The sequence below is a fragment of the Enterobacter sp. RHBSTW-00175 genome, assembly GCF_013927005.1.
GTDB lineage: Bacteria > Pseudomonadota > Gammaproteobacteria > Enterobacterales > Enterobacteriaceae > Enterobacter.
The window spans coordinates 44,656-70,381 of record NZ_CP055931.1; the positions used below are offsets into that span (position 1 = coordinate 44,656).

General features: G+C 54.8%; 31 protein-coding genes and 4 pseudogenes. 20 read left to right on the plus strand and 15 right to left on the minus strand.

The window, feature by feature from the left end:
* Positions 1-136 precede the first annotated feature (136 nt).
* From HV107_RS26265 to HV107_RS26315, 11 genes are all read left to right on the plus strand, one after another.
* Positions 137-427, plus strand: a complete 291-nt coding sequence (locus HV107_RS26265; RefSeq protein ID WP_001247892.1) for a nucleotidyltransferase family protein — start codon at positions 137-139, stop codon at positions 425-427.
* Positions 424-825 carry a DUF86 domain-containing protein gene (locus HV107_RS26270; RefSeq protein ID WP_001293886.1) on the plus strand — a complete coding sequence of 134 codons (402 nt, stop codon included), beginning with the start codon at positions 424-426 and terminating at the stop codon, positions 823-825. The genes HV107_RS26265 and HV107_RS26270 overlap by 4 nt, the downstream gene beginning before the upstream one ends.
* Positions 815-1,171, plus strand: coding sequence for a cupin domain-containing protein (locus HV107_RS26275; protein ID WP_000215515.1), 357 nt, complete (start codon positions 815-817; stop codon positions 1,169-1,171). Before HV107_RS26270 ends, HV107_RS26275 begins: the two co-directional genes overlap by 11 nt.
* 254 nt (positions 1,172-1,425) lie before the next feature.
* Entirely contained in the window at positions 1,426-1,752 is a 327-nt protein-coding gene (locus HV107_RS26280; RefSeq protein WP_003100858.1) for a hypothetical protein, read from the plus strand.
* Positions 1,749-2,249 carry a hypothetical protein gene (locus tag HV107_RS26285; protein ID WP_003100856.1) on the plus strand — a complete coding sequence of 167 codons (501 nt, stop codon included), beginning with the start codon at positions 1,749-1,751 and terminating at the stop codon, positions 2,247-2,249. Before HV107_RS26280 ends, HV107_RS26285 begins: the two co-directional genes overlap by 4 nt.
* Positions 2,246-2,617, plus strand: coding sequence for a hypothetical protein (locus HV107_RS26290; protein WP_003100853.1), 372 nt, complete (start codon positions 2,246-2,248; stop codon positions 2,615-2,617). The genes HV107_RS26285 and HV107_RS26290 overlap by 4 nt, the downstream gene beginning before the upstream one ends.
* Entirely contained in the window at positions 2,611-3,168 is a 558-nt protein-coding gene (locus HV107_RS26295; protein WP_003100847.1) for a recombinase family protein, read from the plus strand. The genes HV107_RS26290 and HV107_RS26295 overlap by 7 nt, the downstream gene beginning before the upstream one ends.
* Positions 3,169-3,204: 36 nt before the next feature.
* Positions 3,205-4,173, plus strand: a complete 969-nt coding sequence (locus HV107_RS26300) for a magnesium and cobalt transport protein CorA (RefSeq protein WP_032640602.1) — start codon at positions 3,205-3,207, stop codon at positions 4,171-4,173.
* 91 nt (positions 4,174-4,264) lie between these two features.
* Positions 4,265-4,837, plus strand: coding sequence for a hypothetical protein (locus HV107_RS26305; RefSeq protein ID WP_004099040.1), 573 nt, complete (start codon positions 4,265-4,267; stop codon positions 4,835-4,837).
* An 87-nt stretch (positions 4,838-4,924) separates the two neighbouring features.
* A complete protein-coding gene (locus HV107_RS26310; protein WP_004099042.1) occupies positions 4,925-5,374 on the plus strand; it encodes a hypothetical protein in 450 nt (149 codons plus the stop codon).
* A gap of 106 nt (positions 5,375-5,480) precedes the next feature.
* Positions 5,481-5,882, plus strand: a complete 402-nt coding sequence (locus tag HV107_RS26315; RefSeq protein ID WP_004099044.1) for a RidA family protein — start codon at positions 5,481-5,483, stop codon at positions 5,880-5,882.
* A gap of 30 nt (positions 5,883-5,912) precedes the next feature.
* Here HV107_RS26315 and HV107_RS26320 read toward each other — a convergent pair whose 3' ends face one another.
* The 6 genes from HV107_RS26320 to HV107_RS26345 form a co-directional block, all read right to left on the minus strand.
* Complete coding sequence (locus HV107_RS26320) at positions 5,913-7,184, minus strand: MFS transporter (RefSeq protein ID WP_004357638.1); 1,272 nt, start codon at positions 7,182-7,184, stop codon at positions 5,913-5,915.
* On the minus strand, positions 7,172-7,684 hold the full coding sequence (locus HV107_RS26325) for a DM13 domain-containing protein (protein WP_004357637.1): 513 nt from the start codon (positions 7,682-7,684) through the stop codon (positions 7,172-7,174). The genes HV107_RS26320 and HV107_RS26325 overlap by 13 nt, the downstream gene beginning before the upstream one ends.
* Positions 7,685-7,687: 3 nt before the next feature.
* Entirely contained in the window at positions 7,688-8,158 is a 471-nt protein-coding gene (locus HV107_RS26330; RefSeq protein WP_011191345.1) for a hypothetical protein, read from the minus strand.
* A 151-nt stretch (positions 8,159-8,309) separates the two neighbouring features.
* On the minus strand, positions 8,310-8,600 hold the full coding sequence (locus HV107_RS26335; RefSeq protein ID WP_011191344.1) for a DUF1330 domain-containing protein: 291 nt from the start codon (positions 8,598-8,600) through the stop codon (positions 8,310-8,312).
* A 62-nt stretch (positions 8,601-8,662) separates the two neighbouring features.
* Positions 8,663-9,094 (minus strand): heme-binding protein, encoded by a 432-nt coding sequence (locus tag HV107_RS26340; protein WP_004357630.1) that lies wholly within the window; start codon positions 9,092-9,094, stop codon positions 8,663-8,665.
* A 73-nt stretch (positions 9,095-9,167) separates the two neighbouring features.
* Positions 9,168-10,178, minus strand: a complete 1,011-nt coding sequence (locus tag HV107_RS26345; RefSeq protein ID WP_011191343.1) for a zinc-binding alcohol dehydrogenase family protein — start codon at positions 10,176-10,178, stop codon at positions 9,168-9,170.
* 605 nt (positions 10,179-10,783) lie between these two features.
* On the opposite strand from HV107_RS26345, the pseudogene HV107_RS26350 reads away from it, so the two are divergent.
* Positions 10,784-11,137 (plus strand): annotated as a pseudogene (locus tag HV107_RS26350) (molybdopterin-dependent oxidoreductase); the annotation flags it as partial.
* A gap of 34 nt (positions 11,138-11,171) precedes the next feature.
* Here the strand turns inward: HV107_RS26350 and HV107_RS26355 are convergent.
* Entirely contained in the window at positions 11,172-14,069 is a 2,898-nt protein-coding gene (locus tag HV107_RS26355) for a Tn3-like element Tn5403 family transposase (protein ID WP_128306688.1), read from the minus strand.
* Positions 14,070-14,163: 94 nt separating this feature from the next.
* Here HV107_RS26355 and HV107_RS26360 point away from each other — a divergent pair, with 94 nt between their 5' ends.
* The 6 genes and pseudogenes from HV107_RS26360 to HV107_RS26385 all read left to right on the plus strand — a co-directional run bounded on the left by HV107_RS26360 (position 14,164) and on the right by HV107_RS26385 (position 18,702).
* Positions 14,164-14,769: a recombinase family protein gene (locus tag HV107_RS26360; RefSeq protein ID WP_000509966.1), complete on the plus strand. Its 606-nt coding sequence runs from the start codon at positions 14,164-14,166 to the stop codon at positions 14,767-14,769.
* Between the two features lie 33 nt (positions 14,770-14,802).
* A pseudogene (locus HV107_RS26365) lies at positions 14,803-15,117 on the plus strand (recombinase family protein); the annotation flags it as partial.
* A gap of 78 nt (positions 15,118-15,195) precedes the next feature.
* A complete protein-coding gene (locus HV107_RS26370; RefSeq protein WP_000427623.1) occupies positions 15,196-16,200 on the plus strand; it encodes an IS110-like element IS4321 family transposase in 1,005 nt (334 codons plus the stop codon).
* Positions 16,201-16,757: 557 nt separating this feature from the next.
* The gene (locus HV107_RS26375; RefSeq protein ID WP_022652305.1) at positions 16,758-17,300 is read left to right on the plus strand and encodes a sigma-70 family RNA polymerase sigma factor; all 543 of its coding nucleotides are present in this window, start codon (positions 16,758-16,760) and stop codon (positions 17,298-17,300) included.
* Positions 17,301-17,456: 156 nt separating this feature from the next.
* On the plus strand, positions 17,457-18,458 hold the full coding sequence (locus HV107_RS26380; protein ID WP_032951239.1) for a permease: 1,002 nt from the start codon (positions 17,457-17,459) through the stop codon (positions 18,456-18,458).
* Between the two features lie 13 nt (positions 18,459-18,471).
* On the plus strand, positions 18,472-18,702 hold the full coding sequence (locus HV107_RS26385; RefSeq protein ID WP_021314637.1) for a thioredoxin family protein: 231 nt from the start codon (positions 18,472-18,474) through the stop codon (positions 18,700-18,702).
* A gap of 277 nt (positions 18,703-18,979) precedes the next feature.
* Here HV107_RS26385 and HV107_RS26390 read toward each other — a convergent pair whose 3' ends face one another.
* The 4 genes and pseudogenes from HV107_RS26390 to HV107_RS26405 form a co-directional block, all read right to left on the minus strand.
* On the minus strand, positions 18,980-19,183 hold the full coding sequence (locus HV107_RS26390; RefSeq protein ID WP_021314636.1) for a hypothetical protein: 204 nt from the start codon (positions 19,181-19,183) through the stop codon (positions 18,980-18,982).
* A gap of 81 nt (positions 19,184-19,264) precedes the next feature.
* Positions 19,265-20,092 (minus strand): universal stress protein, encoded by an 828-nt coding sequence (locus tag HV107_RS26395; RefSeq protein WP_103284487.1) that lies wholly within the window; start codon positions 20,090-20,092, stop codon positions 19,265-19,267.
* 17 nt (positions 20,093-20,109) lie between these two features.
* Positions 20,110-20,568: pseudogene (locus tag HV107_RS26400) on the minus strand (STAS domain-containing protein); the annotation flags it as partial.
* 233 nt (positions 20,569-20,801) lie between these two features.
* On the minus strand, positions 20,802-21,170 hold the full coding sequence (locus HV107_RS26405; protein ID WP_032677090.1) for a hypothetical protein: 369 nt from the start codon (positions 21,168-21,170) through the stop codon (positions 20,802-20,804).
* A gap of 137 nt (positions 21,171-21,307) precedes the next feature.
* On the opposite strand from HV107_RS26405, the pseudogene HV107_RS26410 reads away from it, so the two are divergent.
* Positions 21,308-21,670 (plus strand): annotated as a pseudogene (locus HV107_RS26410) (transposase); the annotation flags it as partial.
* Between the two features lie 316 nt (positions 21,671-21,986).
* Here the strand turns inward: HV107_RS26410 and HV107_RS26415 are convergent.
* Positions 21,987-22,487, minus strand: a complete 501-nt coding sequence (locus HV107_RS26415; RefSeq protein WP_001752509.1) for a non-heme ferritin-like protein — start codon at positions 22,485-22,487, stop codon at positions 21,987-21,989.
* Between the two features lie 350 nt (positions 22,488-22,837).
* Here HV107_RS26415 and HV107_RS26420 point away from each other — a divergent pair.
* Positions 22,838-23,535 (plus strand): IS1-like element IS1B family transposase gene (locus HV107_RS26420; RefSeq protein WP_095033700.1). Its coding sequence is split into 2 segments (ribosomal slippage): positions 22,838-23,087 and positions 23,087-23,535, totalling 699 coding nucleotides; the frame shifts between segments, so codons are not numbered across the junction.
* Positions 23,536-23,550: 15 nt separating this feature from the next.
* Here the strand turns inward: HV107_RS26420 and HV107_RS26425 are convergent.
* The 3 genes from HV107_RS26425 to HV107_RS26435 form a co-directional block, all read right to left on the minus strand.
* Positions 23,551-23,778 carry a plasmid partition protein ParG gene (locus tag HV107_RS26425; protein WP_044715105.1) on the minus strand — a complete coding sequence of 76 codons (228 nt, stop codon included), beginning with the start codon at positions 23,776-23,778 and terminating at the stop codon, positions 23,551-23,553.
* Positions 23,779-23,816: 38 nt separating this feature from the next.
* Positions 23,817-24,437, minus strand: coding sequence for a ParA family partition ATPase (gene parA, locus HV107_RS26430; protein ID WP_044715110.1), 621 nt, complete (start codon positions 24,435-24,437; stop codon positions 23,817-23,819).
* A gap of 154 nt (positions 24,438-24,591) precedes the next feature.
* Positions 24,592-25,581 (minus strand): recombinase family protein, encoded by a 990-nt coding sequence (locus HV107_RS26435; RefSeq protein WP_044715113.1) that lies wholly within the window; start codon positions 25,579-25,581, stop codon positions 24,592-24,594.
* Between the last annotated feature and the right edge of the window lie 145 nt (positions 25,582-25,726).

Below are 25,726 nucleotides of genomic sequence, written 5' to 3' on the forward strand. Positions count from 1 at the left end.
CGTAGGTTTGTGACAAACCCGCCAAGGCAACCGGCGCGGCACGGGAATCAAGGCATTGCGATTCTCGAAAATAGTTCTTGAAATTCTATTCTTGATTGCATATCATCTCAACGAGTTTCGATAAGAAAGGATGCGCATGCGACCGTCTGTTGTGCTTGACATGAAGCGAAGCGCAGTGCGTGAAGCGGTAGGCCGCTTTCGCGCCGCGAACCCGCGCGTCTTCGGCTCGGTGCTGCATGGCACCGACCGGGATGGCAGCGACCTCGACCTGTTGGTCGATGCGCTGCCCGGTGCCACGTTGTTGGACTTGGGCGATTTGGAAGAAGAACTGAAATCGCTGCTCGGCGTTGACGTCGATCTGCTGACTCCCGGCGACCTGCCGCCGAAGTTCCGGGCCAAGGTGCTCGCGGAGGCGCAACCGATATGAGCGAGAACCGCCTGCCCGATTACCTCGACCACATTCAGCAGGCCGCAACCGATGCGCGCAGCTTCGTGGAAGGGATGGCCAAGGACGACTTCTTGGCCGACAAGCGCACCCAGCAGGCCGTCATCATGAGCCTGATCGTCATCGGCGAGGCGGCCACAAAGGTGATGGATGGCTACGTCGAGTTCACCCAGGCGCATGCCGACGTGCCGTGGCGCAGCATGCGCAATATGCGTAATCGCATGGCTCACGGCTATTTCGACATCAACCTCGATGTGGTGTGGGAGACGGTACAGGAATGGCTGCCGGCGTTGCTCCAGCAATTGCCCGCCGTGCGTCAGGATGCCGACGATGAAGACCGTAACGACAACTGTGAAAGAGGGATCTCCGATGACTGTTGAATCGAGAATATTTTCTGTAGCCGAGTATGTTCAGCCGTCCGAAGGCGAGCCTATTCGTTCCGTTGTGCTTGAAACCCGAGACTCAATTATCGTGGTTTGGCATGTCCATCCCGGGCAGGAAATTGCGGCTCACATTCATCCTCACGGCCAAGACACGTGGACTGTTTTGTCGGGAATGGCTGATTACTTTCAGGGCAATGGGATTGTTCGTGCCCTCAGGGAAGGTGAGATAGCCGTGGCAAGACCGGGCCAAGTGCACGGGGCGCGAAATACAGGTACCGAGCCATTTGTGTTAGTCTCGGTTGTGGCATCAGCCAATGCCGGTTTCGTATTGGCTGAGCGATAGAGCCCAATCTCTGGAGTTGGTCCAATGAGCGGTCGGGGAGATAGGTAACAGACATGCAGCGGACACGGCTGCTAAACCAGGTCGCAAACCTCCTTGCGTCGCAGCGTGCCGCAAGCGACGCGATCAATCGAATGGGGTCGGCATGAGACTGAACACCATCCAGTTCCCGACCGCGTAGCCGCCTGTCCTGCCGATCAGGTCTTGACCATCGACGCCTGGGATCAGTCCTGAATGTTCTTGGAGACCACTACGTTATGAGCCGCAGCCGCCGCAAAACACCCATCGTCGGGCACACGACCTGCGGCAGCGAGCGCGAGGACAAGAAGCTCTGGCATCAGCGCTGGCGCACCCGTGAGCGCACGGCGCTGACCAGCGCGTCGCCCGAAGCCCTGAGCGCCCATCTGCCCCTGCTGGAAAACCAGGCCAGCAGCGTCTGGTCGATGGGCAAGGATGGCCGCTCCTACTGGCCCGTCAAGCGCCAGGCCGCCACGGCGGATCGCATCGCCAATCACAAGGGACGCAACCCGCAAGAACGCGCCTCCCTGAAAAAGCGCCTGCTGCGCAAGTGGATGAGCAAATGAAGCTCTCCTTCCATCAGCACATTGCGCTGTTCTGGATGATCGGTGCTCCGGGCGTCTTCGCGCCCGTGATCGAGAACGCCAAGCGGCCCGATGCCGGCGCCGTCATGGCGTGGGGTGTCGCGATCGTGGCGGTGATGATCCTCTTCACCCCTTTGCTGCTGCGCTGTCCACCATTCCGGCGCTGGTATGGCCGGACGGATGCGCTGTCGGAGCGGCAGCGCCAGGCGCTTGCCGAGCGCGGCCTGCGCCGCTACTACCAGACCGCTTTCGATGACGGCTACGTGCCCCGCGTGATGCCCTACGTGTGGCGCATCATCTGGACGGTCGGCGGGTTGATGGCTGTGACCGCCGTACTGCCTACCAACACCGGACGGCCAGCCTTCGATGCCTTGGTGGTCTTCTCGACCTGGTATCCGATAGGCGTGATGCTGCTGGTTTTCGCGTCGAGGCCCCTTGGCCGGTTGATTCGCCAAAGAGCACAGGAGCGGCGGAAATGAGCACGTCAACCATCGAGGCGCTGGCCAGCGCCTGGGCAAGGATTGCCGAGGAAGCGGAATTCCCCGCTGACTACGAGGGGACTGCCACACCACAAGCGCATCGGGCTAGCGAAGCTATTCAGGAGCAGATTCGGGAGCGCATCGTCGCCACCAACGACATGCGGCTGTTCAGCCTGCTGCACCTGCTGGGTCAGGCGTCGCTGCGCATGGAGCAAGCGCTGTGGCCGGAGGATTACGAGCGGATGACGCGCGAGGTTGAGGAAGCCCTGCGGCAAGCCACCGACGCCAACGCCAGATCGTACACCCACGAAGAAGTGATGCAGGCGATGCAGGAACGCATCGACCGGGCGCGAGACAAGCCATGTTGATTGGCTATGCGCGCGTCTCGACGCAGGATCAGAACCTGGAGCTGCAACGCGAAGCCTTGAGCAAGGCCGGATGTAAAAAGGTCTTCGAGGACAAGGTGAGTGGCACGCGGGCAGACCGGCCTGGCTTGGCCAAGACGCTCGAAATGCTGCGCGAAGGCGATACTTTGGTCGTCTGGAAGCTCGACCGGCTGGGCCGGTCGGTCAAGCAACTGGTCGATCTGGTCGGCGATCTGCACAAGCACGGTGTCCAGTTCAGGAGCCTCACCGACTCCATCGACACCGGCACACCATCCGGGCGGTTCTTCTTCCACGTCATGGCGAGCCTTGCCGAAATGGAGCGCGAGCTGACCGTCGAGCGCACCCGCGCCGGGCTGGAAGTCGCCAAGCAGCTCGGCCGCAAAGGCGGCCGCAAGCCGAAGATGACCGACAGCAAGATCGAGTCGGCCAAGAAGCTGCTGGCCAGCGGGGTGCCGCCCAAGGACGTGGCCAAGAACCTCGGCGTGTCCATTCCGACGCTGTACCGCTGGGTGCCAGCCTCCACGCACGCTTAGCGTGCTTTATTTTCCGTTTTCTGAGACGACCCCTGCATGACCATTATCGCCGCATATTATTACAACGAAGGTAAGCGAGTCCGTGAAATCAGGCTCGATGAGCACGTCGAACTAAACGAGAATCGCTCGGGCTTCTGCTGGATCGCGCTTAGCGAGCCCACCGCAGACGAACTCAGCGCGATCCAGACGACGTATAACCTCCATCCTTTGGCGATCGACAACGCCATGCACCCGCTGTGCCCGCCCAAGCTCGAGGTCTACAACGATGAGTTGTACGTCGTCGCCCAGACCGCCGAGCTGGTCGGCGACCGGATCAGCTACGGCAAGATGGCGATCTTCACCGGTCACAATCACCTTATCACCGTGCGGCACGGCAATGCCGGAGCGCTGGGCAAACTTCGGGAGCAACTCGAGGCATCGCCGACGCAGTTCGGCAAGGGTGTCGACTATGTGCTGCACGCGATCTTGCACCGAGTGGTCGACCAGTATCTGCCCATCTTCGAAATGATCGAGGACGACGTCCTGGCGATGGAGCGACGGTCGCTGCACGATTTCCTCGAGCCAGAAGAGGTGGCGCGAATCTTCGAACTAAGGTCCGAACTCACGCGGTTCCAGCGCACGCTCGGGGCTATGGCCGAGCTGGTGCGAAAGCTCGTTCGCGGCCACTTTCCCTGCATCAGCGCCGAAATGACACCATATTTCCACGACGTCGCGGACCATGTCCACCGCGTGCAGTCCATGGTCGACGGCCTCCTGCTTGTCCTGTCCACGGTCTTCGAGGCCAGCAGCCTTCTGGAAGCGCAAAGGATCGGTGTGGTCACTCGCCAGCTCGCGGCCTGGGCGGCGATCTTGGCGGTCCCGACGGCGATCGCCGGAATATATGGCATGAACTTCAAGCACATGCCGGAACTGGACACGCCATATGGCTACTTCGTCGTGCTCGGAGTGATAGCGGTGTTCTGCCTTCTCCTATTCATGCGCTTCAAGAAGGCCAAGTGGCTATGAGTAACGCACTTCGCGAGCTTCTCCGTCCGCCGAGTCACAGCGCGCTTTGTGCGCGAGCGTGTCCAATCCAGTTCAAGATGAAGGTGCTTCCATGACCTCCCAGGTGACCGACGTTCTAGAAGCAGTCCAGTCATTCATCGCCAAAGGCTATGACCGCGAATACCGCGTCAAGGACGGCAATCTCGTCGATCTCGAACTAGGGTCAACCCTCGATGCATGCAGCATTCGCGTCGATGCGGCGTTGCGCCTCGAGAGCGGGGACGACGGCGAAGATGCCTCCAACATCTACGCGATCACCGATCCGGCGACAGAGCATAAAGGCCTGTTGATCGACGCCTTCGACGTGTTCCACGAAATCTGCCCCCGCGACTTGTCCGAGCGCCTTGTGGCGCATCGGGAAACAGCACCGGCAGGTGACCAGGACGCGCCGAGCAAGCACGGACTACGGAAAGTCTACAAGAGCGAGTTTCACAGCGATCCCGAGCGTTACGTTCTGCGCGAGGGCTTTCCAGACTTCCCGCCATGCCCTTTCGGCCAATCCTTCAGCATCCTCGGCTTCGATACCGCCGAGCAGGAATATGTCTGGCTCGTCACGAGCATCATTCGAGATCCTCGGCTGATCAGGGTTCCATACCAGGGCGAAGACGTCATCAGCGACGAATAGCGGTGTCGCTTAGCCGGAAAGGCTGGCCTTCCTGGCCCACACATCTGCAGGCTGAACTTTAAGAACATCGAAAATTAGGAGGTGATTATGGACTGGAACAAGGACCACATACGAGAAACTATGCTCTTGCTGGAGACAGCAGCGTTGCACAGCGCTCGCGAAAACTACCTGGACTATGTCTCTACCGCTCGGCTCGATCGGAGCGAACCGATCGAAAACGACGAACTAGCTCAGGCCGAGGTCGCGAGCGACTTCGCTGAAGCGCTCGATGACACGCTCCATGACTACGCCAATAAACTCGAAAAGCTCAGGACGATCGATTTCGGCCCCAAGTTGGCCGTCAACGAAGGCGCTGTCGTCAAGCTGTCCGGCCGCCACTTTGTGATCGCGGTGTCAACGAGCAAGTTTACCTGTCAGGGGCGTGAGCTCATGGGCATTTCCACGATGGCGCCGATCTTCGAAGCGATCGAGGGTGCCCGAGCCGGGGAGACCGTGCAGTTCAACGGCCGGGACCTCACCGTAGAAGACGTGGAATAAAGCCCTCCACCGCAGCCGGCGCGCTAGTGCCGAACGCCCTGCATCTCTTTCTGCATGCATACGGTCACTTGCAGCCGCGTTGACCTGGCTCATCAAAGGCAAACTCATGACAACACCTTCATTCTTCATCACCCCCGGATACGGGACGCGCCTGCATGACGCGCTTCATTATTCTCAGGCAATGCGCATTGGTGACCGCGTGGAGATCTCCGGACAGGGCGGATGGAACGACGATCTCGTCATTCCGGAGTCGATTGAGGAAGAGATCGAGCAGGCGTTCAAGAACGTGGAACGGACGCTCGCGACCGCCGGAGCACGCTGGCCGCATGTGGTCCACGTCAATTCCTATCACGTCGGTGGATTCCCTCCCGTGATCAACGAAACAATGGCCAAGCTGTATCGCCACTACATGCCCGACCGCGCTCCAATCTGGACGCAGTTGGGAATCGAAGCGCTGGGGCTTCCAACCATGCGTATCGAAATTCGCGTAACAGCTATCATCGCCTGACCCCGCGGTTCGTGCAGGCGCCGTGCCGCGCTAATCCCGCACGCCCTGCGCCCGCTTCTCCATGCATATCATCGTATCGAGAGATCCGGTTATCATCGGCGTGCTCGGAGAACGGGGGGCCGCCTTGGCCTGGTTGGCGCGCCTCGGCTGCCTGCGGGCGATGGCCAGCACTGCCAGGAGCGTGAGCAACGCCGCCGCATAAAGGAACAGGCCGCCAGGGCCGACGATATTCATTGCAGCTGCTCCTATTAGGGGGCCAGCGGCTGTCCCGATCCCGTTGAGCAACAGAAGCCCGCGCGCGGTGCCGAGTAGCCGACCGGCCGGAAGATCGTCGTTTGCGACGGCGAGACACAACGAATAAATCGGGATGCCAAAGCCGCCGAACAGCGCACCTGCCGCAAGGAGCAGCGGCAGAGGCGCTTCCACCGCCAACGCTACGCCGATGGCAGACGCTGCGGACGCCAGCGCCGCACCGGCGATGACAAGATTCCGGGGCACTCGATCCGAAAGCCAACCGAGTGGCCAATGGAAGGCGAGCGTTCCACCAAGAACCGCAGCCATGAAGGCGGAGATACCGCCCACATCGAGGCCGATGCTCTGGGCGAAGTTCGCGCCCATGCCCCAGAAACCACCGATAGCCAGGCCGGCCAGGAAAGCGCCAGCCGCAGCGAGAGGTGATACGAGGACGAGGTCCCTGAACGCGACCCATTCCTGTTCCACCTGGGCCGGCGGATGACTGGGCAGCAAGGTGATCGGAACCACCGCCGCTGATATCAGCAGCGACACGATGAGGAACAATGTCACGTCGGCGGGCGGTGCGATGTTGAGTAACGCCTGCCCGATTGCCCATGAGCCCATAGAGACAACTCCGAATATCGACAGGAGCTGCCCGCGTGTGGATGGCAATGCGTGGGCGTTGAGCCAACTCTCCGTTGCGAGGATCATGCCCGCGTAGGCGAAGCCGGTAATCAGGCGAAGCGGCATCCAGGCGATCGGCTCCACGAACGCCACATGGAGAAGGGCGGTCATCGAGGCAATGGCCGCGAAGCCGGCGAAGGTTCTGACATGTCCCACGGAGACGATGATCGGTGGCAACACGAGCGCGCCGATCGTGAAACCCGCGAAATAGAAGGACATCATCGCGCTGATCGCGCCGGTCGAGAACCCCTTATGGCCGGCTCTCACGATCAGGAGCGTGCTCAGCAGGCCATTGCCCAGCAGCAGAGCGGCGACGCTCAGCAGCAGCGCCGCCACCGGCGCGAGAACGAGGCCGCGCTTGCCCGCCGACCTCATGGTATCCATCGCCGGGCTCGTTCTCGGGCCTGACTTGAGGGTTGATACTCTGCCGCACTGATGAACTGGTCGAATGCTTCGCACCAGATGACGACCGTGTTGTAGTCACGGACATCGATGCCGGCAGGCACCTCGACGATGAAGCCGTTGAACGTCTTCACATCGCCCACGCGGACTGATCTGTCCTTGATTAGGAGAAAGGCCTCCTTCGTGTCGACGAAACGTGGTGCGAGGTAGAGCTTGTAGTCGGGACCAGGGGCGAGGCGCCCGATATGGGCGATACGGTCGCGCGAGACCCGGATCTCGCCTTCCCCCCAGTGAAGCAGGTCGCTGCCTTTGAGATCGCGGGCCAGACGCCCTGCGTAGAGCGTCTCGGCTGAGATGGTCCGCAAGGCCGCCGCGTCCGGGGCCTGGGGGGCGGTCAGGATCGGCAGCGTGTAGACACCGCCCGCGAAGCCCATGGCGAGCATCGCGAGATGGGTGGCAATCAGGATGACCCAGCGCCGCATCGGTTACACCAGCTCCAGTCCCTTCACGAGCTGATCGGCGTCGAGATGGAAGTCCGAGAATACGATGCGGCCGCCAGCGTCCATCACGGAGAACCAGGGCGTTCCCCGCGTGCGGTAGTCCTCCATGAAGGTGGGAAGCGTCGCGCCGGCAGGTGGCTCGTCCTGACCGAACGCGACAGGAAGCGCATACTTGAGCTGGTTCACGCGCAGCTTCTCGAAGGTGTTCTCATCCGCTCCTTCGAAGACGGTCTGGATCACCGCGAAGCCCACGCCCTTGGCGCTCAATGCACCATGCAACCTTTGTAGCGTCGGAAATCCATGCAAATGGCAGCCACGGCACCAGTGCTGGAAGGCGAAGAGGACTTTCGGGCCGGTGCCGAGATCCGACAGCTTGAGCGGCGCGATGCTTTCTCCATCCGCGCCAATCCATCTCTGCACCCGCAGCTCGGGGGCTTGTCGTTCGTCGACGCTCATCTGATCCTCCAATTCCGATGCAGAAGTCCGATGAGTGGTCGCGTGTGGCGATGGCACGCGAACCTCACCGCCTTGATCCCCTACAGGTTGTAGGATGCGAGTTCGCCGACCGATACCTCGTGGCCAGCCCCGCCGTTCTTCCGTCGGTGTGTCACCGCCGCCCCTCAATGACAAAGGCGCGATAGCGGGAACCGGCAAAACGGTGCGCAGCGATGGTTTGGTAGGCGGGGCTATGATACCAATCACGGGCGGCCTGCATCGTCGGGAACCGCAAAATTACGGCCCCTTCGACGGGCGGCCCCTCCAAATGCTCCATCGCGCCATAAGCGGCGAGAAAGGTTACGTCGTGGCCATCGAACGATGGGCCGACGCCTGCAGAATAGGTTGCGAGTTCTTCCGGATCGGTGGTTTCTTCGCGGGTGAAGACGACGAACGCTTCCATCTTAAAGTCTTTCATAAGGTCGCATCTGCAGGCCACCGCCGCTGGCGATGGCCTTAAAGTCGTCAGGCTGGCAGCTCGAACCCGATTTTCGTGAGTGCCTCGACGCACGCATCCTGATCCTGCTGATAGTTGCCTCCGGAGATGCCGATCCCGCCGATCAACTTCCCGTCTTCCAGGATCGGATAGCCTCCGCCGACAGCGACCATCCGGGGGCGATAGGCCAGCGGCGCCACTTTTGGATCGTTCGAAACATAGTCGTTCCAGACATGGGTGGGGTACCCAAACGAGGCGGAACTCCAAGCCTTGTCGATGGCAACATCGACGGTGAGAAACGGCGCGTCATCAGTGCGCTCGAACGCGCGCAGGTTACCGGTGGCGTCGACGACGGCGACCGCAGCCGGGATGCCGATTGTACGTGCCGCGGCGATCGCCGCGTCGATGAGGGCGACGGCGGTTTCGCGGTTGATCGAGGCGGTGGCAATGGATTTCGTCATGAAATTTCCTTCGCCGTGGCGTAATCCGTCCGGCGTTCTTGAGGTTAGAAAAGACGTTCGGCGGTGGCAGTCATCAGAAGCCTTCGAGGACAATCTTGCCTCTTGCCGCGCCACTTTCGATCAGTGCGTGCACCGTCTTCAGATTGGCGGCATTAATTGGCGACAATTTTTCGGTTAGCGTCGTGCGAATTTTGCCGTCGTCCACCAGCACCGCCAGCGAATTGAGGATCTTGCCCTGCTCATCCATGTCGGGCGTGCCGTAGAGCGACCGTGTGAACATCAGCTCGTGGTGGATCGACACTGCCTTGCGCTTGAACAGCATGACGTCGAGCGCCTTGGGATCGTCGATGAATCCGAACCGTCCTTGCGGGGCGATCAGTTCGGCGATGTCGGATGCATGCTGCTCGGTATGCGTGGTCGAGAACACGAAAGCGGGAGCGCCGATGTTGAGCTCGGCAATCTGTGGCGCGAGCGGCCGAGAGTGGTCGATGACATGATGAGCCCCAAGCCCTTTAACCCACTCCTGGGTTTCCGGCCGAGAGGCGGTGGAGATGACGATGAGATCCGTGCGCTGTCGAGCGATCTGGATGGCGATCGACCCGACCCCACCCGCACCACCGATGATGAGGATCGCCGCCGCCCCGGGAACGGGCTTCGTCACGTCCAGGCGATCGAACATGGCTTCCCAGGCCGTCAACGTCGTGAGTGGCAGCGCCGCCGCTTCCGCCCAGTCGAGCGACGCGGGTTTACGACCGACGATCCGGGCGTCGACGAGATGGAACTCCGCATTGGTGCCAGGCCTTATGAGCGATCCGGCATAATAGACCTCGTCGCCTACCGCGAACTGCGTCACGTCGGGGCCGACCTCTTGCACGATCCCGGCCGCATCCCATCCCAGCACTTTCCAATCGCCATCAGCGGGCGGCGTGCTGCTGCGGATTTTGTAGTCGACCGGGTTGACCGAGACAGCCTTCACCTCAACCAGGATATCGCCTCCTTCAGCGACAGGCCGAGGCAGATCAATGTCGACCAGAGAGGCGTCCTCGGCGATGGGTCCCGGAACCTTGTAACCAACGGCTTTCATCGGTGTCTCCAGCTTGCTGTATCCTGAAGTCTTATCGATCAGATCGAAATTTCTTCCGAAATATACTCAGGATTTAAAGATTTCGCGTGTCAGACTATGAAGGTATGCGCGCAACATATCCAATAGCGGTACGACATAGTTTCCATACCTCGGAGCCGGATTCAGAAGTTTATCGAAAATAGCGGTTTATTGCTGTTCGGCGGGTGAGCATCCGGATGGAGGCGATAAGCGCCCAAGCGGTTGAGGAGTCGACCTCTCAGCGGTCGCGTTGGCAGGGGCGATCTCGCCCGCCGGTCTCACACCAACGTTGGCAAGCGACGGCGTCCGCTCGAAATCCGCTGACGGGGATACGCCTGCAATGCCGATTCGAAGCTATCGAAACTATAGCTACAGGGTATTGGGAAATCATACTGGACTGACGCTATAGTCTTCACGCATAACCACGACTCAAAATGGTCCAACACTTTTCTCTACGCTAATAGAGAATCCGGTATTCTGATTTTCAGTGAATTGGCTCGTTCGGCGGTTGTGCGCGCAAAGATCTTTTACAGAATTCTGAACTGAATCAGGTTCTGGTCTGTCGTGACAAGCAAGGGGGTTTCGCTATGGTCACCAGAGGTTTCACAGGCCGCGGTCCAGGCGGCGACCAGTCCGATCGGATACCGCCGGGTCAGCATCTCGTGGAGAATTTCCCTGTTCTGACGGCCGGGCCAACGCCGAGCGTGGAGCCCTCCGATTGGAAATTCACCGTCAAGATCGGTCCGAAGCCCGTCAAAGTGTGGAACTGGAGCGAGTTCAACGCCCTACCGAAGACCAAGATGACCCGAGACATTCACTGCGTCACGTCCTGGTCCAAGCTGGATACCGCCTGGGAGGGCGTACTCATCGAAGACATCCTTGCAGATGCAGGGCTCGATCGGCCCACCGATTTCGTCTTGGCGCACTGCTACGATAATTACTGGGGTCGGTTCCGGCTGAGGGCGAAATGACACCCTAAGCTTTCGGTTCCTTGGGCCAAAGATATTCGCCAGTCAGTAGAATGTGCGCCCAGCCCAATGGGGATATGTGGGGAAGAAATTCAGGGGGAACATCCAACCCTTCGTTCCGCCGCTCCGTGACGGCATGACCAAGATGGACGGTATTCCAGTAAATGATCACCGCAGTCAATAAATTGAGCCCAGCGATTCGGTAGTGCTGCCCCTCTGTCGTGCGATCGCGAATTTCCCCCTGCCTCCCGATACGGAGCGCATTTTTGAGCGCATGGTGGGCCTCTCCCTTGTTAAGACCGATCTGAGCACGCCGCTGCATGTCCGTATCCAGGATCCACTCAATAATGAAAAGGGTCCGTTCAATACGACCAACTTCACGAAGCGCAACTGCAAGGTTGTTTTGTCGTGGGTAAGAAGCGAGCTTGCGCAGGAGTTGGCTGGGCCTGATTTTGCCAGCGGTCATCGTCGCGGCACAACGGAAAATATCAGGCCAGTTCGCAACGATAAGATCCTCCCGGGCTTTTCCACCTACCAACTTGCGTAACTCCCTGGGGGTCGTATCGGGATTAAATACGTACAACCGCTTCGATGGCAGATCCCTGATTCGCAGAACGAGATTGTAGCCGAGCAGGCTACTGGCTCCGAACAAATGGTCGGTGAATCCTGCTGTATCGGCATACTGTTCGCGAACATGGCGACCGACCTCGTTCATCAGTAGTCCATCGAGAATATACGGTGCCTCGCTCACGGTCGCCGGGATCGACTGACAAGCGAATGGCGCGAACTGGTCGCTTACGTGAGTATACGCTTTGAGGCCGGGAACAGAACCATATTTGGCATTGACCATGTTCATGGCTTCGCCATGCCGCGCTGTCGGGAAAAACTGACCATCGCTCGATGCTGACGTGCCCATCCCCCAGACGCGTGACATCGGCAGTTTACCCTGCGCGGCCACCACAATTGCCAATGCCTGGTTCATGGCTTCGCTTTCAACATGCCAGCGGGCAAGGCGTGAGAGCTGCCAGTAATCATGCGTGTTTGTAGCTTCCGCCATCTTACGCAGGCCCAGATTGAGCCCTTCAGCGAGCAGGACGTTGAGCAGACCGATCCGGTCGCGACATGGAGCCCCGGTTCTCAGATGGGTAAACGCATCTGTGAAACCAAGGGCTGCATCAACTTCAAGCAGCATGTCGGTAATCCGAACGGACGGCATTCGGCGATACAGATCCAGTATGAGTGCCTCGGCACCATCCGGCACGTCTGCTGTCAACCTGTCGATCCGCAACGTTCCATCTTCTATGCTACCGTGCGGAATAGTGCCGTTACGGGCAGCCCGGGCCAGCCGCTTAAGAGCGATCGTGAGTCGCGCCTTTCTGTCTGCCAGCCAATCATGTGGGTTGGAAGGCACGGCCAGTTTTGCATTTTCCTGCGCCGCGATCATCGGCACCAGTACCTGCTTGAGGTCACCATAGCGGCGCGAATGAGCGAGCCAGACATCTCCGGAACGAAAAGCATCCCGGAGGTGAAAGAGTACCGCCACTTCCCAAAGACGGGTATCTCCTTTTTCCTGAGCTCGTAAATGACGGTTCCATTTGGAGCTGGGCCGCAGGAAACGCCTTTCTGGCGATGCAACACCTTTCATCTCTCCGATCGACAAAGCTGCTGCTACCAATGGTCCGGCGACCGGCGCGGCTTCGAGCTTCAGACAGCGCAACATGCGGGGCGCATAACGACGAAAGCGATGGTATCCCTGCCCGACATATGCAAGAGGCTCATCGGCTAGCGTGTTGCTGAGTTGAGTCCCTGTCGCTACCAGTTGAGCGAGCCGGTCCCATGCAACCGAACTGGCGACAGCCATCTCCAGCGGGGTTCCGTCACTGCGGGCCTCAAGCAACGAAGCTCCCAGCGCGGTGAAGGTACGGATCGTATCCGTGAGTGTGGCTTTAGAGCCGGAAATTGTTTCGTCATGCTGGCGCTTCGCTTCCCGCCAGGTTTTTCCTACGATCCTGTCATGGGTTTCGACTATGGCATCAGCAATCGCCGCTTCCCACTCCACAACACAGACGGCAAGGATCGCCCAGCGGCGGTCCGAAGTGATGTCACGCAAACCGTCGGTGAAGTAGCGTTCACCCTGCCGACGCAGCCGGGCAATGCGATGGGCAGGTATGCTGGCCAAAGCACTATGATTGATATTCAGGGTACGCAGAAATTCGAGCCTGTCGAGCAAACGGTTAGCAGCAGCCGAGTTGTTACCAACCTCGAAGTTGCGAAGCCAGATGAAACGACTGATATTGCCGGCGAGCATTTCACTCAGAAGTTTGTCCAGGTGATCGCGAACATCCGCTGTTAAATTTTCCGCAATCCGCGTTTCAATCCGCCGCTCAGCGGCGACCAGAGCATCCGCGCACAAGCGCTCGATTGTCGATACTGCGGGCAGAATGGTGGAAGTTTCCCGACACCGCACAATAAAACGATGAGCAAGATCCTCGTTTGATCTGGCATCTTCGGCCTGGCCGAAAGTCCACTCCCGCAGATCACGGGCACCACGGCCCGTGAAGGTCTTGTAGCCGTAAATTTCGCGCAGCGTGTCCATGTGCTGCTGACGGGTTTGGCGCCGTGTGGCATAAGTGAGAAGCGCATCAGCCGGAACTCCAAGCTGAGCACCGACGAAGGAAAGGACTTCACGCGGGATCATCTCACCAGGAGCCAGTGCACGGCCCGGATATCGTAAGGCACAAAGTTGCAGGGCAAAGCCAATCCTGTTTTCCGGTCTGCGGCGCTGCCTAATGTTTTCCAGGTCATCATCGCCCAGCGTGTAGAACTTCAGTAGCGACAGTTCGTCCGTGGGCAGATCGAACAGCGCTGCTCGCTGCCGTTCGGTGAAAATATGGCGTCGTGACATACAAATTCGTCCCTTTTGAAGTATAGTCTGTTTTGGACAACAGCCAGCCCATATAAATCAGGGCGTTCCGATACAAAAATCCAGGAGGGTTCAATTGGGACATCGTGCCGCCATTTACTGCCGGGTTTCAACAGCGGATCAGTCTTGTGAACGCCAGGAATTTGATCTGCGAGCCTTCGCCGGCCGTGCCGGCTACGACGTGGTGGGAATATTTAAGGAAACAGGTTCAGGAACTAAACTCGACCGGGCCGAGCGAAAGAAAGTCCTGGCGCTTGCCCAGTCCAGACAAATTGATGCAATCCTGGTCACTGAGCTTTCCCGGTGGGGGCGCTCGACGCTCGATCTGCTCAATACGCTACGTGAACTGGAGAACTGGAAGGTTTCCGTGATAGCCATGAATGGAATGGCGTTCGATCTTTCGTCGCCGTATGGACGAATGCTGGCGACGTTTCTTTCCGGCATTGCGGAGTTTGAGCGGGATCTCATCAGCGAGCGGGTCAAGTCAGGCCTTGCTGTTGCGAAGGCACGTGGTAAGAGGCTTGGTCGTCAGGCCGGAGTGCGACCAAAATCAGACCGACTTTTGCCTAAGGTGGTTGCGATGAGGGCCGAGGGACGCAGCTATCGCTGGATCGCACGCGAGCTCGGTATCAGCAAGAATACCGTCGCTGACATCGTGCAACGACACAGAGCTAACGCTTAGGGTGTCATTTCGCCCTCAGCCGGAACCGACCCCAAGCACGGTGTCCAGTTCAGGAGCCTCACCGACTCCATCGACACCGGCACACCATCCGGGCGGTTCTTCTTCCACGTCATGGCGAGCCTTGCCGAAATGGAGCGCGAGCTGACCGTCGAGCGCACCCGCGCCGGGCTGGAAGTCGCCAAGCAGCTCGGCCGCAAAGGCGGCCGCAAGCCGAAGATGACCGACAGCAAGATCGAGTCGGCCAAGAAGCTGCTGGCCAGCGGGGTGCCGCCCAAGGACGTGGCCAAGAACCTCGGCGTGTCCATTCCGACGCTGTACCGCTGGGTGCCAGCCTCCACGCACGCTTAGCGTGCTTTATTTAATGAGATGGTCACTCCCTCCTTCCCGGTACTATGCTGAGGACAGGCTTTCATTCGGAGAACTATCATGGAAAACATTGCGCTCATTGGTATCGATCTGGGTAAAAACTCTTTCCATATTCATTGCCAGGATCGTCGCGGGAAGGCTGTTTACCGTAAAAAATTTACCCGGCCAAAGTTGATCGAATTTTTGGCGACATGCCCCGCTACAACCATCGCAATGGAAGCCTGTGGCGGTTCTCACTTTATGGCACGCAAGTTGGAAGAGTTGGGGCATTCCCCAAAGCTGATATCACCACAATTTGTCCGCCCGTTCGTTAAAAGCAATAAAAACGACTTTGTCGACGCCGAAGCTATTTGTGAAGCTGCATCGCGTCCGTCTATGCGTTTTGTGCAGCCCAGAACGGAATCTCAGCAGGCAATGCGGGCTCTGCATCGTGTCCGTGAATCCCTGGTTCAGGATAAGGTAAAAACAACCAATCAAATGCATGCTTTTCTGCTGGAATTTGGCATTAGCGTTCCCCGAGGAGCTGCCGTTATTAGCCGACTGAGTACCATTCTTGAGGATAATAGTTTGCCTCTTTACCTCAGCCAGTTATTGCTGAAATTACAACAGCATTATCACTATCTTGTTGAGCAGATTAAAGATTTGGAATCCCAGTTGAAACGAAAGTTGGACGAAGATGAGGTTGGACAGCGCTTGCTGAGCATTCCCTGCGTCGGAACACTGACAGCGAGTACTATTTCAACTGAGATTGGCGACGGGAAGCAGTACGCCAGCAGCCGTGACTTTGCGGCGGCAACAGGGCTTGTACCTCGGCAGTACAGCACGGGAGGTAGGACGACATTGCTGGGAATTAGTAAGCGAGGTAATAAAAAGATCCGAACTTTGTTGGTTCAATGTGCCAGGGTATTCATACAAAAACTGGAACACCAGTCTGGCAAATTGGCCGATTGGGTCAGGGATTTACTGTGCCGGAAAAGCAACTTTGTCGTCACTTGTGCTCTGGCAAACAAGCTGGCCAGAATAGCCTGGGCCCTAACGGCACGACAGCAAACTTATGTAGCATAACGGCAGAAATACACCGGTTTAAAGAATTACTGATCTGGTTTTGCGAATACTGATATTGATGATACTAACGGCCCACCGGCCTGTTGAGGAACCTGTAAAACGGAAAGGCTCATTGAAGCCGTATATTTTCTGGAGGTTCATCAGGCGCGGAACTCATCAAGGCGCGGGAATAAAATCCCATTCAGACGCCGGATAGATTCAAGCAAGCCAACTTGTCGTCAAAATCGGTGTTGCAAAAACGGGAGTGACCATAGATTCCGTTTTCTGAGACGTCCCCTAGCTGGCTTATCAGGCAGATTCCGGACCGCTTTTTTGACGTTTTATCCGGAACCGAATGCGCGGAAATTGATGGTATTGCGCATGACGGTTTACTGCATGATACTGAACACAAGACAGCATACCCTGTTGCAGGAAGAGGTTTCCGAAAGGTGGATAACTGATCGGATGCTATCAGTCCATCACATCATCATGGCACCGACAGTTCCCGGACCCCATCCCCGACAGCATCAGAACCAATATCCTCCCGCTATGCGGTGTATTTAACGAGAGAGTCATAAATGGAGCAACTGAACGGCACGCCGCCTTGCCTTATGAAGGCGTGGAAGAAGCATGAACACGAACTTCTTTGCTGGTTACTCAGACAAGTGGGTAATGAGGCTGATGCTGATGATCTGATACAGGAAACCTTTCTCCGGGCAATACGACAACATGGGAAATTCTGTGCCATCGTGAATGCCAGAGCCTGGCTGTTTGAGGTTGCCCGGCATCTGCTTATTGATAAAAGCCGCCAGCAGCGTCCATTTATGCCTCTCCACGATGATTTATCATTGCCGGATAATACGCCTGAAACTGTCGACTCACTGGCTGGTTGTCTGCCCCGCATCCTGGATAAAATGGCAGAGTCTGATCGGATTATCCTTACGCTCTGTGATCTTGAGGGGATGAAACAGGCTGATTTTGCAGACCGAAATGGTCTGACACTTGCGGCAACCAAATCGCGTTTATCCCGGGCGAGGGATAGGCTGCATAGGAAACTTTCCAGCAATTGCCAGATCAGACTGGATGAGTATGGTCGGGTATGTTGTTTCACTCCCAAGTGAAGAATCTGTTTCCCCTTCTGGGGTTACCGATAAGCTATTGCAGTGAAATCCTGTTCAATAACATTTCTCAGCAAATGAAATAAATCGAAAAAAACTGCATCCTTTTCTGTCAAACAGCGTCTTCCCGAAAAACAACCGTCGTGAGGCCTGTCCGTTATGTTCCAGATTTTCACTGATTTTGCCACCTGGCTGGTCTATGAATGCCTTAGTCTGAGTCCTGCAACCAAACTCGGGGAGGCGATCCACTTTTTTGTCGAAGACGTGAGCAAAATTTTCGTTCTCTTGCTGGTCATGATCTACTTTGTGGCCATACTACGGGCCTCGCTGGATATTGAGAGGGTAAGAAACTATCTTGCAGGTAAGCACCGTGGAATGGGGTATTTACTGGGCTCCTGCTTTGGCGCCGTTACTCCGTTCTGTTCCTGCTCAAGTATCCCGGTATTTCTGGGGTTTACTTCGGCTGGTATCCCCCTCGGGATTACCATGGCCTTTCTCATCACATCCCCCCTTATCAATGAAGTCGCCGTCCTGCTTCTGGTCAGCCTGCTCGGATGGAAGTTCACGCTCATTTATATTGCTGTCGGAATGGCTGTTGGTATGGCTGGCGGTGCTTTTCTTGATCGGATTAAGGCCGAACGCTGGTTAGCCGATTTTGCCGCCGATGCCCTCAGAGACGGGCAGCAACATCAAACTGATGAGATCCGACAATCTACCATGGCACCGCATATGCCTCTCTCAAAGCGACATGCCTTTGCTAAAGAGGAAACTCTCACCATTTTTAAGCGTGTCTGGCTCTGGGTCATTCTCGGAGTAGGACTTGGTGCGGCATTGCATGGATTTGTGCCCGACGGATGGATCGCGTCGCATCTCGGTGCCGGTCAGTGGTGGACTGTCCCTGTAGCTGTGCTGGTTGGCATACCTCTCTATTCCAATGCTACCGGTGTGATCCCTGTGATGGAGAGTCTGATCACGAACGGCCTGCCAGTGGGGACAACTCTGGCTTTTTGCATGAGCACTGTGGCTGCCAGCTTTCCTGAGTTCATTCTGCTCAAACAGGTGATGAAGTGGCAATTACTGTGCACCCTGCTGTTGCTGTTGTTGACCTCTTTCACACTGGTTGGCTGGATTTTTAACGTTGTATTCCCGTTAATTCCCTGAAGAGGATTATAAAATGAAGCATGTAAAAGTACTGGGTACAGGCTGTTCCGGTTGTAAAACAACCATCCGCCTTATCCAGCAGGTGGCTGATGAGAGAGGCGTCGCTATTCAGCTTGAAAAAGTGGAGTCACTGTCTGAAATAATGAAACACAAAGTGATGGCGACCCCGGCGGTTGTCGTTGATAACATCGTTGTACATACCGGAGGAATACCATCAAGAGACATTATCGAAAGCTGGCTCTGACCTGCAGGCAGGGAAATAATTCCTGTTCGTTCATTGCCTGAAATATCAAGCTCTGATCTCTGTAGAGGACTTCCGGCAGCCCCTTTTTTAATGAAAAGTTCAGACCCAGAGATGAAGGTATACCTTCATCTCTGTCGCGGAGCTCCGCCACAGCAGGTAAAGTTTACACTCTGATATCTCACTTATCACAGTCAGTTCAGGTCCGTTTTTTGCTCTCTGACAGCTGGCCGTCTTACTGCAGTCCCTGTTCAGCCTTTAGTTATCATATTCCTGACGCTTATTCGTTTAAAGTCTGAAACTTCGCTTCAAGCTCAAGTATTCTGAGACACATCTGCTCAATAAGTTCTGGTGTGATGGTTTTTTTAAAACGAGCGATGAGTTCAGCATCCGTGTCATCCATATATTTTATGGGTTTATCAAATGCAACCTGGCTAAGCCGGGCAAGCGCAAGAACTTCATCAATCATAAGGATTTTCTTCATAATGTCGCCTTTTCTTCCCGACTCAGGGTTTTAATGCCAGTCTGGAATTAAGTTTTCCCGGAGTTTCCTCCGGGTTCCGACTTATCTGAGCATTAACAGCGGGACTCTGGTCTGTTCGAGCATCGCAGTTGTGTTACTGCCGATGAAAAAACGTCGCAGGGAAGAGTGCCCATATGCCCCCATGACAATCAAATCCACGCCGTTGTCTGCGGCGTAACGACAAAGCGCCTCCGTTACCGAGCGTCCTTCAGCTAACCGGGATATCGCACTGATGCCAGCGCACTGCAGACTACGCTTTGCCTCTTCGAGGGTATGAGCATCGCCGTTAACCATTACGATATGACATTCCAGGCTCTGCAGCAGAGGGCTGAGCGTCAGTCGACGCAGGTTTCTCCGGCTTTCCTCACTGCCATCAAACGCAAACATGACTCTTGAAGGTACAGAAAAAGTTTCAGGTACAATCATTACCGGCTTTTTCTGCAGGCGGATAATGCTCTCCAGATTGCTGCCAACCGGGTTCTGTGCTCCCCGGCGACCGAGCACCATCATACGAATACCCTTCAGGTCAGCCAGGATGATATCCAGTGCGCCATGTTTCTGAAGTTGCTGAACATCCAGGATACCGATCTGGCTGAGCAGTTCCGCGCATCCGGCAAGAATGGCGCGTCCCTGAGTCATCAGCAGGCGGTTACGCTCCCCTTCTATTCGGACAAGGTCCTGCGTCAGTTGCTCCCGGCTGTCAATACCGATAGTCCCCGTAAGGTCAGAAACTGCCGGTTGTTCATTTTTTTCAAGCACATGCAGCAGGGCAAGAGGAACGTCAAGCTTCCCGGCAATCCAGGCTGCATACTCACACACGGCGCGTGTTGATGACGATCCATCCACGCAGGCAATAACGGTGTTGTCCATAGCATTAATTCCTGACATTAATGACCTCCCATCAGTTTTTCGATTTCTTCGGGTTTATCGTGAACACCAAAGCGATCAACGATAGTACGGGTTGCTTCGTTCATCCCGCGGATCTCAACGTCTGTTCCTTCTCTGCGGAATTTAATAACCACCTTATCCAGTGCGCTGACCGACGTGATATCCCAGAAATGGGCATGCGTAACATCAATGACAACTTTCTCTGCAGCTTCACGAAAATCAAAATACGCCATAAAGCGGTCGGCGGAGGCAAAGAACACCTGCCCGGTGACCTTATAGAGCCGGGACTCTTCCCTGAGTTCTGAAGAGACAGCCAGAAAACGCGCCACTTTAGTGGCAAAATTCAGGGAAGCGATAAGCACACCGGTCAGTACCCCGAATGCCAGATTATGAGTGGCCACCACCACCACCACTGTTGCCAGCATCACCACGCTGGTAGAAATGGGATGGCTTTTAACGGGTCCGCTTGGAAAAAGGAAATTATCCTACGTTAAGCGTTTTAAGCTAACGGGTGATTTCGTTCCATTGAGCGCGAACCCCTGACCGTAAGGGATGTACGAAATGATCCGGCTGTCCGTTAATGGTTTTGCTTACTTTCGGACATGTTGTCTACATGCTGTACGTAATCGTTCGGTTTCGGACGTTTAAGTCACATGCACGTTAACTGTCGGTATTCATCGCCTCACTAGTACTACTCTGCTAGTTCATCATGTTCTTCGAGAGCATATTCAAAATCGGCAACAAGCAAGAAATTTTCTATCCTATAAGCCTGATTTAACTTAATTCGTTGGTATCTTTCGTTCAATAATCGCCATGCTGTTTTCCGTAGTACCATCGGTACGGATTCATCTTTTAAAGTACGCATGAGCACAGAACAGGTTGTCAGAAAAGCAGCGTCCTTACGTTTTCGGTAATACGCATCAGTCGAACAAACCGCAATGATCTCGATTGATTCAGGGTGATGACAGATAGCATTAACCGTAGTTTGTTCATGTATCTGTACCTTGAGTTCAGCCTGAATTTTTGATTGATGATACATAGCCTTGAGATAGCTAAACATGATTTCCCCATCAAACAGTAAGTCGTGTCAATTCCTAGAGTTAACACATTTCTGATCATGACTCACACGTTACGTTCAGTCGGTAGCCATCTGTGCAAAAAATGCGCTTAGCGTAGGATAATTTCCTTTTTCCAAGCGGACCCCTGCTTCATGGAGAGGAGCAATTTGTCTCAGCCGATGCCGGCTACCAAGGAGCGCCACAGCGCGAGGAGCTGGCCGAGGTGGATGTGGACTGGCTGATCGCCGAGCGTCCCGGCAGGGTAAAAACCTTGAAGCAGCATCCGCGCAAGAACAAAACGGCCATCAACATCGAATACATGAAAGCCAGCATCCGTGCCAGGGTGGAGCACCCGTTTCGCATCATCAAGCGGCAGTTCGGCTTCGTGAAAGCCAGATACAAGGGGCTGCTGAAAAACGATAACCAACTGGCGATGTTATTCACCCTGGCCAACCTGTTTCGGGTGGACCAAATGATACGTCAGTGGGAGAGATCTCAGTAAAAACCGGAAATAACGCCAGAAATGGTGGAAAAAATAGCCTAAATAGGCTGATTCGATGTGTTTGCGGGAAAAAAATCGGCCCAGATCCGCGAAATTTTAATCAGCGAGTCAGCTTGGGAAGAAATGACCTGCTTATTCGCACCTTCCTTAATATAAAGACACAAGCAGAGACATTTTTGGCACGATATAAAAACGCTAAGTTAAAAAATCACTATGACGTGTTGGGTATCAAATGTTCACTGGCATAAACCTCTGTTTCTGATGTAAAACAGATTTTCTGAGGAGGCGTAAAACCTCCTCGTACTGCGAAATTGATTTAGTGATAGCGATCGATCACGCCAACCAGATAGTGGTCGGTTTGCTGCATGTTGATGCCCGCTTTTTTAGCGCTGCGGACTTCATCCAGAATGATTTGCAACAGCGTCCCGTCCACGATTTCCTCTTTTCTGTATCGCTTCAGGAAGTTAATCGCTGACTTATCGTTTGCTGCCTGGGCGTCTTCCGTCAAAGAGGTCAGCGCATTAATGCGCTTCTGGTAATCGCTTACCGTCTGCTCAAACAGATCTTCCAGCGTGGAAAATTCACCGCACCGGGCGTGTTGCTCCTGTAACACCGGCGTGGCGCCGCTCTGTTTGATGTATTCGTACATGCGCATCATTTGCGTCACCGTATTTTGCGCCTGATGACGCAAAAATAGTGCGGTGCCATTAAGGCTATTCTCGCTGCACCTCTGGCTGAGCTGAAGATACAAATTTGAGGTATAAAACTCCTGATTCATTTGCGCATTCAGTTTTTGAACTATTCCGCTAGCGATCATAGGACTTCCTTATTTCTTGTCATCTCAGAAAACGGTCACTCTTCGAAAAAACAACCAGAATAAAAGCGATTCTTTCGCTTTTTTTATTGCGCCTGGTTACGCAGTCATATTCATTTTAAGTCTGGATGCTCCTTATTTAAATATCCAACCCTACTATCGCATTTCTATCTGGCATTATTCTGTGATGGTGTTTCGATATTCACACTCCCTGTGCCAATCCTTTCTTATCGACAGTAGGAAACTTCCTCCGGCTATTCTGCTGAACACGATTAGGGGCACTGTTGCAAAGTTAGCGGGTGATGCTGCCAACTTACTGATTTAGTGTATGATGGTGTTTTTGAGGTGCTCCAGTGGCTTCTGTTTCTATCAGCTGTCCCTCCTGTTCAGCTACTGACGGGGTGGTGCGTAACGGCAAAAGCACCGCCGGACATCAGCGCTATCTCTGCTCTCACTGCCGTAAAACATGGCAACTGCAGTTCACTTACACCGCTTCTCAACCCGGTACGCACCAGAAAATCATTGATATGGCCATGAATGGCGTTGGATGCCGGGCAACCGCCCGCATTATGGGCGTTGGCCTCAACACGATTTTCCGCCATTTAAAAAACTCAGGCCGCAGTCGGTAACCTCGCGCATACAGCCGGGCAGTGACGTCATCGTCTGCGCGGAAATGGACGAACAGTGGGGATACGTCGGGGCTAAATCGCGCCAGCGCTGGCTGTTTTACGCGTATGACAGGCTCCGGAAGACGGTTGTTGCGCACGTATTCGGTGAACGCACTATGGCGACGCTGGGGCGTCTTATGAGCCTGCTGTCACCCTTTGACGTGGTGATATGGATGACGGATGGCTGGCCGCTGTATGAATCCCGCCTGAAGGGAAAGCTGCACGTAATCAGCAAGCGATATACGCAGCGAATTGAGCGGCATAACCTGAATCTGAGGCAGCACCTGGCACGGCTGGGACGGAAGTCGCTGTCGTTCTCAAAATCGGTGGAGCTGCATGACAAAGTCATCGGGCATTATCTGAACATAAAACACTATCAATAAGTTGGAGTCATTACCTTACTTGTCATTTTCTTTCAGCCAATTATCGACCAAATCCTTTATCACATCAGTAATAGATGTACCTTGTTTTGCACACGCAGCTTTGAAGCGGGTATGTATCTCTTCATCAAAGTTAACGTTGACTCTCTTTTGCTTTCCCGTGGGTGTGCTATTGACGACTTTTTCAAGATCTCGATGCTCACCGAAACTCATTGTTTTTGATGTATGTTGCTTAGTTAGTGCCATACATAACCTCTAATATGCTGAAATGAGTATATGAGTTTTTACTCAAATGATTCGAGTATTTCTCGCGTCAGAATGGCTATCTCGCCCTTTGCTGCTCCATCGTTGGTATCGAAAACGCTCTCACCCTCCATGACGGATTTAACGTAACTTTGGCGTTGTGTGATCGCAGTTTTAAACGGCTTAATACCCGTCTGAGCAATGCTATCTTTCAGAACGTTAAGCATGGTGGCTTGTTCGATTTTCCGTGTGATGAGGAATCGAGCTTCTACCGGACGATTATAAGCCTGGGCTTCCAGTACCGTGACGACAGAACCGGCAGCGGAAAAATCCAAAGGGCTGGGTGTTACCGGGATGATAATCAGGTCGCTGACCATCACCGCTGCGGAAGTAATAACTGACAGAGAACCGGCTCCATCAATAATCACAAAGTCATATTCAGCCAGATCTTTTCTTACCTGGTAAACGTCTTTCTCTGATGCTGCGGTGTAAACATCGAATGCTGCTTTCTCTGCTTTATTCCAGTTAGTCAGGCTCATCTGTGGGTCTGTATCTACAACTGCAATTTTTTTACCCGAACTGGCAAGGCAGCTACTGACGTTGATTGTTGCAGTCGTTTTACCGGAGCCACCTTTAGGGTTGAGGAACGCGATAATTTTCATGTCTAAACCTCATTTGTGTGTTTACTCATTTGAGTTTAATTATACACAAAAACACAAATGAGTAAATGTGTTTTTTATGTGTAAATGAGTATATGAGTGTTTTTTTTGAGTGTTGGAACTGGCGGGAATTTTGGTTTAGGCTTCTCTCAATAGATTATTGCCAACCTCCATCGTATTCATTCCAGCCCTGATTAGTTGCATCATTGGTTAGCGTCATATCATCGACCACGCAGTTACGTATCTCAGCTGTGCGGTATATCTCGTCGAAAAGTTCGTCAATCTGCTCTTTCAAATCGGCCTCATCGCTATACGTAAAAATCAGGCTGTACTCATTGTTGTCCAACACCTTTCCGTCATAGTCGCACTCAACCAGCCAGGCAATATCTTCTCTGACCTTTTTCTTCCCACGGGTAAATTTGCTGCCGTTCTGCACCGGCACCCACAGTGTGGCTGTCACGGAAAATGCGGTAGCACTCTCAGACTGCCCGGAAAGAGAGGGGAGGGCTGTAACTGGGGGACACTGTTTAATCGCCCGGCTAATGGTGCCACGACTGCAATTGATGGTCTTCTGAACCTGGCTCCAGGAGCTGCCGCTGGCCAGCAGCCGGTTAATGGCATCATAGCGATGTTGGTTAACCTTTCTGCCCTGGTATTTGCCCTCAGCTTTTGCTTTGGCGATCCCCTGTTTCTGGCGTTCCCGCCGCTGCTCATAGTCGCGTCTGGCCACTGCGGCCAGCATATCGAGCAGCATGTCATTGATGGCCGAAAACATCCGGTTATCAAAATCGGTCAGCCCCGGAGATAAATGCAGCCAGGTAGTGGGAACATTAACGGCCACGACTCTTATATCTTTCCTGGCAATCATTTTCTTGAGCGTGATCCAGTCATTCCCGGCCAGTCGTGAAAGGCGGTCAACATCTTCAATAAGTAAGATGTCGCGCTGCCGACAGTCTTTCAGCAGCCGGAAAAGCTCAGGACGTTCCAGGCGTGAACCTGACTCATTTTCAATATAATAGTTACAGATGGCCAGCCCGTGCTCAGTGGCGAAAGTATCGATAGAGCTACGTGCTCGTGATGCATCCTGTTCGGACGTGGAGGCACGAAGATAAGCGCGAACAAAGCAGGTCGGTACTGTTTGGGTCATTTTTGAGAACCGGTTCTGTTTAAGTGTGTCGTGTGTGTTTAAACAGTACCAGCTTGCAGTGGTACGAGGAAGGTATACTTATATAGTACCAAAATCCGTAGCTCTAAGTGGGGCCGAGCAAACCTCACCTTCACGATTGACTGGA